The following is a 6,009-nucleotide window of genomic DNA, read 5'->3' on the forward strand; positions in this document are numbered from 1 at the left end:
CGCCGATGCTCGAGTCCCTGGTCGCGGCCGTCTCGCCGCTGAACCTGGCCCTTGCCCTCTGCGGGGTGATGGCGGGAACGATCATCGGCGCGTTGCCCGGCCTCTCAGCGACCATGGCGGTCGCCGTGCTGGTCCCTTTCACCTTCACCATGGACCCGGCCTCCGGGCTGATCGCCTTGGGGGCGGTCTACACCGGGGCGATCTACGGCGGCGCCTATGCGGCGATCCTGGTGAACACGCCGGGCACGCCGGCGGCCATCGCCACCGCCATGGACGGCTTTCCCCTGGCCAAGAGCGGCCACGGCGACCTGGCGGTGACGCTCTCCTGCCTCGCCTCCGTCGTCGGCGGCCTGGTGGGCGCCCTGGCGCTGCTGTTTCTCGCCCCGCCGCTGTCGCAGATCGCGCTGGCCTTCGGGCCGGTGGAGTATTTCTGGCTGGCCATCTTCGGCCTCTCGCTGATCGCCACGCTGTCGGCCGGCAACACGCTGAAGGGCCTGATCGGCGGCTGCATCGGGCTGCTGCTGTCCACCGTCGGCTCGGCGGTGGTGGGCGGCGACGTGCGCTACACCTTCGGCCAGACCCAACTGCTGGGCGGCATCCCGATCATTCCGGCGATGATCGGTCTTTACTGCATTCCCGTGCTGATCGATCTGGTGATCCGCCCGGAGGCCCACCTGGAGCGGCGCAGCGAGCGCATGGCCGGCTTCCGCCTGATCGAGGCCCTGGGGACCGTCTGGCGCTCCAAGTTCAACCTCGTGCGCTCGGCGGTGATCGGCACCGCCGTGGGCATCCTGCCGGCGGCCGGCGGCTCGGTGGCCGGACTGGTGTCCTACGCCGAGGCCAAGCGCAGCTCGCCGGAGTCCGAGCGTTTCGGCAAGGGCGCCAAGGACGGCGTCATCGCCTCCGAGGCCGCCAACTCCGCCACCGTCGGCGGCGGCTTCATCCCGACCCTGGTGCTGGGCATCCCGGGCACCCCGCCCGATGCCATCATCCTCGGCGCACTGCTGGTCCAGGGCATCCGCACCGGCCCGCAGCTCTTCACCCAGCAGGGCGACATCGTCTACACCTTCGTGCTCGGCCTGATCATCGCCACGCTTCTGATGCTGCCCACCGGCCTGGTGGTCGGGCGCTATGCCTTCCGGCTCATCATTTCGGTGCCCAAGACCGCGCTGGCGCCGGCCATCGCGCTGCTCACCGTGATCGGGTCCTACGCCATCGAGTCCAACGTGGTGCACGTCCTCATGATGGTGAGCCTGGGCCTGGCCGGCTGGCTGCTGGCCCGCATCGGCCTCGCCGCCTCGCCCATCGTCCTCGGCCTCATCCTCGGGCCCATCGCCGAGGCCGGCTTCGTGCAGGCCTGGCTGATCGGCGGCGCCCAGGGCAACATCCCGGCGATGTTCTTCGGGCGGCCGATCTCCCTGGCGATCATCGCCCTGATCCTGCTGACCCTGGTCTGGCCGCTGGTGGCCAAGGCGCGCCGCCGCCGTCTGGAAGGGGCGGGTTCCAATGGATAGGGCAAATGGATAGAGCCGACTCGCGCCTTGCCGACCTGCTGGCCGCCGCCCTGGCCCTGGGCCTCGGCGTCTTCGCGCTGTCGCGCACCGGGGAGATGTCGGAACTCGGCGCCGTCTTTCCGCGCACGGCGGCGATCCTGCTGATCCTGGCCGCCCTCGGCCTCGCCCTGCGCAGCCTGCTGCGCCAGCGCCGGGCGGCAGCCACGGAACCGGCACCGAAGCCCGAAGGCCCGGAGGTCTCGACGGAGGTTCTGGAGGCGCCGCGGGTCGACCGGCCGCGCCTCGCCGGCATCGCCATCGCGCTGATGGCCTGGGCGCTGCTGCTGAAACCCCTCGGCTTCCTGGTGACCGCCGGGCTCGGCCTCGCCGCCGTCGGCCTGGTGACCTACCGCGAGCGCATGAGCCTGACCGCCGCGCTGCTGCACGTGCTGGCCGGCGCCGTCCTGGTCGGCGGCTTCTACAGCCTCTTCGTCTGGGTGCTGAAGATCGCCGTGCCCTGAGCGGCAAGGCCGGCAAAGCAAAACCCCCGGGCCGGCCGGGGGTTTTGGAAACTGGTGGAGCCGAGGGGAGTCGAACCCCTGACCTCTACAATGCCATTGTAGCGCTCTCCCAACTGAGCTACGGCCCCTTAGGGAAGCCGGACCGTCATGGGCGGCAGGAACGCTGGGTTCCCGGCCCCCGGACCGGCTGTGCGCGGGAAATTAGGTATCCCGCCGCCGCAAGGCAAGGAAAATCTCGCGGCAAACCCCCCGCCCTGGCGGCTCCGCGACGGTCCGCCAAAAGGGGCCTGCCAAAAGGGGCCTGCCAAAACCGATCTGCCACGGGGCCTTGCCTTAGGTGTCGTCTTTGTCTTCCTTGACCACGACTTCGGCCACGTCGTCATCGTCGCCCAGGTCCGAGGTGTCCTCGATGAAATCCTCGTCCTCGTCGTCGCCCGCTTCTTCGATCATCGCATCGGCCTCGGCGTCCTCGAGGTCGATGTCGTCGTCCTCCGCTGCCTCCTCGTCCCCCTCAGGGGCAGCCTTCTTCGCCTTCGCCTTCGCCTTCGGCGCAGGCTCGGGCTTCGGCGCCGAGCGCGGGCGGCGCGACTTCAACAGGGCTTCAGGATCGAACTCCACCCCACAGGAGGGGCAGATGATCGGTGATTTCCGCAGGTCGTAGAACTTCGCCCCACAACTCTGACAGATGCGCTTGGTCCCCCACTTCGGATTAGCCACCAGCGCGTCCTCCAAGGATCTTCTGAATGTCTGGTCCCGGGTTTGGCAATTGCCATGATCGTGCATCGCTGTCAAAAGGTAATTCGGTGGCGCCCCGGCGGCCGGTCGCGGGCGCTCCGCACGCCTGCGGAGAGGCGCCGCGGACAACCGCGTGAAAGACAGACGATGGGCGCCCCGTGACCGACGGATCCGGGCGCCCGACAGAGGAAGACAGTCAGTGCAACCCCAAAGCCTGCATACGAAAAGCGCGACGGGCGAAAACGCGGCCCAAGCCACGACCGCTCGGCCCATGACGGCGAAACCGAGCGACGCGCTGACCGGCACGGTCCGGCTGCCGGGTGACAAGTCGATCTCGCACCGCGCGCTCATGCTGGGCGCCCTCGCCTATGGCGAGACCACGGTCGACGGCCTGCTGGAGGGCGAAGACGTGCTCTGCACGGCAGAGGCGATGCGCGCCCTCGGCGCCGAGATCGAGCGCGACGAGGCCGGGCGCTGGCACATCTGGGGGCGCGGTATCGGCGGTCTGAGCGAACCGGAAAACGTCATTGATATGGGCAACTCGGGCACCGGCGCGCGGCTGCTGCTGGGCATCCTGGCGAGCCATCCGCTGACCGCCGTGGTCACCGGCGATGCCTCCCTGCGCAGCCGGCCGATGGCGCGGGTGACCGATCCGCTCTCGGCCTGCGGCGCAAGCTTCATCGCGCGCGAGGGTGGGCGCCTGCCGGCAACCGTAGTCGGCAGCCGCGACCCCTTGCCGCTCGACTACGAGCTGCCGGTGCCCTCGGCCCAGGTGAAGTCGGCGGTGCTGCTGGCCGGCCTCAACGCCCCCGGCGAAACGCGGGTGGTGGAGCGCGAGGCGACGCGCGACCACAGCGAACGCATGCTGGCTTATTTCGGCGCAAACCTGCGCCGGAACGAGATCGCGCTGGAGAACGGCAGCGCCCACGAGATCGTGCTAAGCGGCCAGCCGGAGCTGAGCGGAAAACCCGTCACAGTCCCGGTCGACCCCTCCTCGGCGGCCTTCCCGCTGGTGGCGGCCCTGCTGCTGCCGGGATCGGAAGTACGCCTGCCCGGGGTCGGCATGAACCCGCAGCGCAGCGGCCTGGTGACCACCCTGCAGGAAATGGGCGGCGACATCACCATCGAGAACGCGCGGGAAGTGGGCGGCGAGCCGGTCGCCGACCTGCTGGTGCGTGGCTCTGCCCTGCATGGCGTGACGGTGCCCGCCGGGCGCGCGCCCTCCATGATCGACGAATACCCGGTGCTGGCCGTGGCGGCCGCCGCCGCCGAGGGGCGCACCGTGATGCAGGGGCTGGGCGAGTTGAGGGTCAAGGAGAGCGACCGCCTGGCCGCCGTTGCCCGCGGCCTCGCGCTCTGCGGCCTGACGGTGGAGGAAGGGCCCGACAGCCTGGTGGTCGACGGGGTCAGCGGCCGGCCGCCGGGCGGCAACAACCAGCCGATCCAGACCGAACTGGACCACCGCATCGCCATGAGCTTCCTGATCCTGGGCCTGGCCAGCGAGCGGCCCGTGCAGATCGACGACGCCATGCCGATCGCCACCTCCTTTCCGGACTTCACCACCCTGATGCAAGGCCTGGGCGCGCAACTGGGCGATGTTTGAAATCCTTCCGCAGCGCGGCACAACAGTACCGGCCGCGACGCCCGTCCTATGAGTGCCGCGCGATGATCATCGCTGTCGACGGACCGGTGGCGGCCGGCAAGGGCACCCTGGCGCGGCGGCTGGCCGCGGCCCTCAACTTCGCCTATCTGGACACCGGCTCCATCTATCGGGCGGTGGCCGCCAAGATGCTGGCGGCCGGCGACGACCCGGAGAACCACGACGCCGCGATCGCCGCGGCGGTCGCGCTGACCCCAGCGGACCTGGAGCGCGGCGATCTGCGCCGCGAGGCGGTCGGGCAGGCGGCCTCCAGGGTTGCCGCCAATCAGGCGGTGCGCGAAGCCTTGCTGGCCTTCCAGCACCGCTTTGCGGCAGAGCCGCCGGCGGGCCCCGAAGGGCCGCGGGATGGCGCGGTCCTGGACGGCCGCGACATCGGCACCGTCGTCTGTCCCGATGCCGATATGAAATTCTTCCTAACCGCCTCCATGGAGGCCCGGGCCCAGCGGCGCCATAAAGAGTTGCTTGAACGCGGGGAGAAGAGTATATACGCCCGCGTTTTGCAGGACTTGCGCGAACGGGACGCGCGCGACAGCGGGCGGGCGACCGCCCCGTTAAAGGCCGCGGCAGATGCCTTGCGGCTCGATACCAGCGAGATGGATGCCGACCAGGCCTTCGCAGCTGCGATGGCCGAGATCGAAAAGCGTCTGAAGCTGCCCGGCCCCGCCACCTAGGGACCGGATCCAGCACAGAGGCGGACCGTCAGGGCAGGCCATGCGGATCGCTGTTTTTGGAGATGGATCCGACAGGACGTAAAGGATCACGCGGAAAACCCAGCCGCGTCCCACGGAGTTTTGCAAAACTAGTGTGGTGCCCGGGATGGTCCCGGGAAGACCGGCGGGTGCAACCGCCCGGCCTGGATAGTGCAGAGACGAGAAAGGACGAACCGAATGGCTGAAGCAGCCAGCGAGAATGCCCCGGCGGCGGGTGAGAGTTTTGCCGCCCTCCTTGATGAATCCCTTGGCACTGACGACTCCCTTGAAGGCAAGGTCCTGCGCGGTACGATCGTATCGATCGAAGGCGACTCCGCCATTGTGGACGTCGGCCTGAAGTCGGAGGGCCGCGTCGCGCTGAAAGAATTCGCCGAAGCCGGCCAGGTGCCGGAGATGAAAGTCGGCGACGAGGTGGAAGTCTACCTCGAGCGCATGGAGAACAAGAACGGCGAGGCCATGCTGAGCCGTGAGAAGGCCAAGCGCGAGGAAGCCTGGACCCAGCTTGCCAAAGCCTTCGACAGCAACGAGCGCGTCACCGGAACCATCTTCGGCCGCGTGAAGGGCGGATTTACCGTCGACCTTTCCGGCGCCGTGGCCTTCCTGCCCGGCAGCCAGGTGGACATCCGCCCGGTGCGCGACGTCAGCCCGCTGATGGGCACGCCGCAGCCCTTCCAGATCCTCAAGATGGACCGCTCGCGCGGCAACATCGTGGTCTCCCGCCGCGCCGTGCTGGAAGAGACCCGCGCCGAGCAGCGCTCCGAACTGGTCGCCAACCTGAAGGAGGGCCAGGTCCTCCAGGGTGTGGTGAAGAACATCACCGACTACGGCGCCTTCGTCGATCTCGGCGGCGTCGACGGCCTGCTGCACGTCACCGACATCTCCTGGAAGCG

Annotated in this window: 6 protein-coding genes and 1 tRNA gene; 5 read left to right on the forward strand and 2 right to left on the reverse strand. The window is 69.1% G+C overall.

From position 1 onward, the window contains the following. Nucleotides 1-5 precede the first annotated feature (5 nt). Together Q0982_RS01455 and Q0982_RS01460 are read left to right on the forward strand one after the other, a co-directional pair. The gene (locus Q0982_RS01455) at nt 6-1,514 is read left to right on the forward strand and encodes a tripartite tricarboxylate transporter permease (RefSeq protein WP_299391117.1); all 1,509 of its coding nucleotides are present in this window, start codon (nt 6-8) and stop codon (nt 1,512-1,514) included. A gap of 5 nt (nt 1,515-1,519) precedes the next feature. Next, complete coding sequence (locus Q0982_RS01460) at nt 1,520-2,014, forward strand: tripartite tricarboxylate transporter TctB family protein (RefSeq protein WP_299391119.1); 495 nt, start codon at nt 1,520-1,522, stop codon at nt 2,012-2,014. Nucleotides 2,015-2,066: 52 nt separating this feature from the next. Here Q0982_RS01460 and Q0982_RS01465 read toward each other — a convergent pair. Both Q0982_RS01465 and Q0982_RS01470 read right to left on the reverse strand, forming a co-directional pair. Then, nucleotides 2,067-2,142, reverse strand: a tRNA-Ala gene (locus tag Q0982_RS01465). A gap of 205 nt (nt 2,143-2,347) precedes the next feature. Beyond that, a complete protein-coding gene (locus Q0982_RS01470) occupies nt 2,348-2,731 on the reverse strand; it encodes a TIGR02300 family protein (RefSeq protein ID WP_299391120.1) in 384 nt (127 codons plus the stop codon). Between the two features lie 289 nt (nt 2,732-3,020). Here Q0982_RS01470 and aroA point away from each other — a divergent pair, with 289 nt between their 5' ends. The 3 genes from aroA to Q0982_RS01485 form a co-directional block, all read left to right on the forward strand. Continuing rightward, the gene (gene aroA / locus Q0982_RS01475) at nt 3,021-4,352 is read left to right on the forward strand and encodes a 3-phosphoshikimate 1-carboxyvinyltransferase (protein WP_299391122.1); all 1,332 of its coding nucleotides are present in this window, start codon (nt 3,021-3,023) and stop codon (nt 4,350-4,352) included. Between the two features lie 62 nt (nt 4,353-4,414). Beyond that, nucleotides 4,415-5,080 carry a (d)CMP kinase gene (gene cmk / locus Q0982_RS01480; protein ID WP_299391123.1) on the forward strand — a complete coding sequence of 222 codons (666 nt, stop codon included), beginning with the start codon at nt 4,415-4,417 and terminating at the stop codon, nt 5,078-5,080. Between the two features lie 216 nt (nt 5,081-5,296). Next, nucleotides 5,297-6,009, forward strand: a 713-nt coding sequence (locus Q0982_RS01485) for a S1 RNA-binding domain-containing protein (protein WP_299391125.1), incomplete at its 3' end; no start/stop codon positions are given.

This window comes from Pelagibius sp., from assembly GCF_028281305.1.
Taxonomy (GTDB): domain Bacteria; phylum Pseudomonadota; class Alphaproteobacteria; order Kiloniellales; family Kiloniellaceae; genus Pelagibius.

Bases quoted from the DNA above. Each gene is read 5' to 3' on its own strand.
- Q0982_RS01455 (WP_299391117.1), top strand. From the start codon at position 6: ATGCTCGAGTCCCTGGTCGCGGCCGTCTCGCCGCTGAACCTGGCCCTT.
- cmk (WP_299391123.1), top strand. From the start codon at position 4,415: ATGATCATCGCTGTCGACGGACCGGTGGCGGCCGGCAAGGGCACCCTG.
- aroA (WP_299391122.1), top strand. From the start codon at position 3,021: ATGACGGCGAAACCGAGCGACGCGCTGACCGGCACGGTCCGGCTGCCG.
- Q0982_RS01460 (WP_299391119.1), top strand. From the start codon at position 1,520: ATGGATAGAGCCGACTCGCGCCTTGCCGACCTGCTGGCCGCCGCCCTG.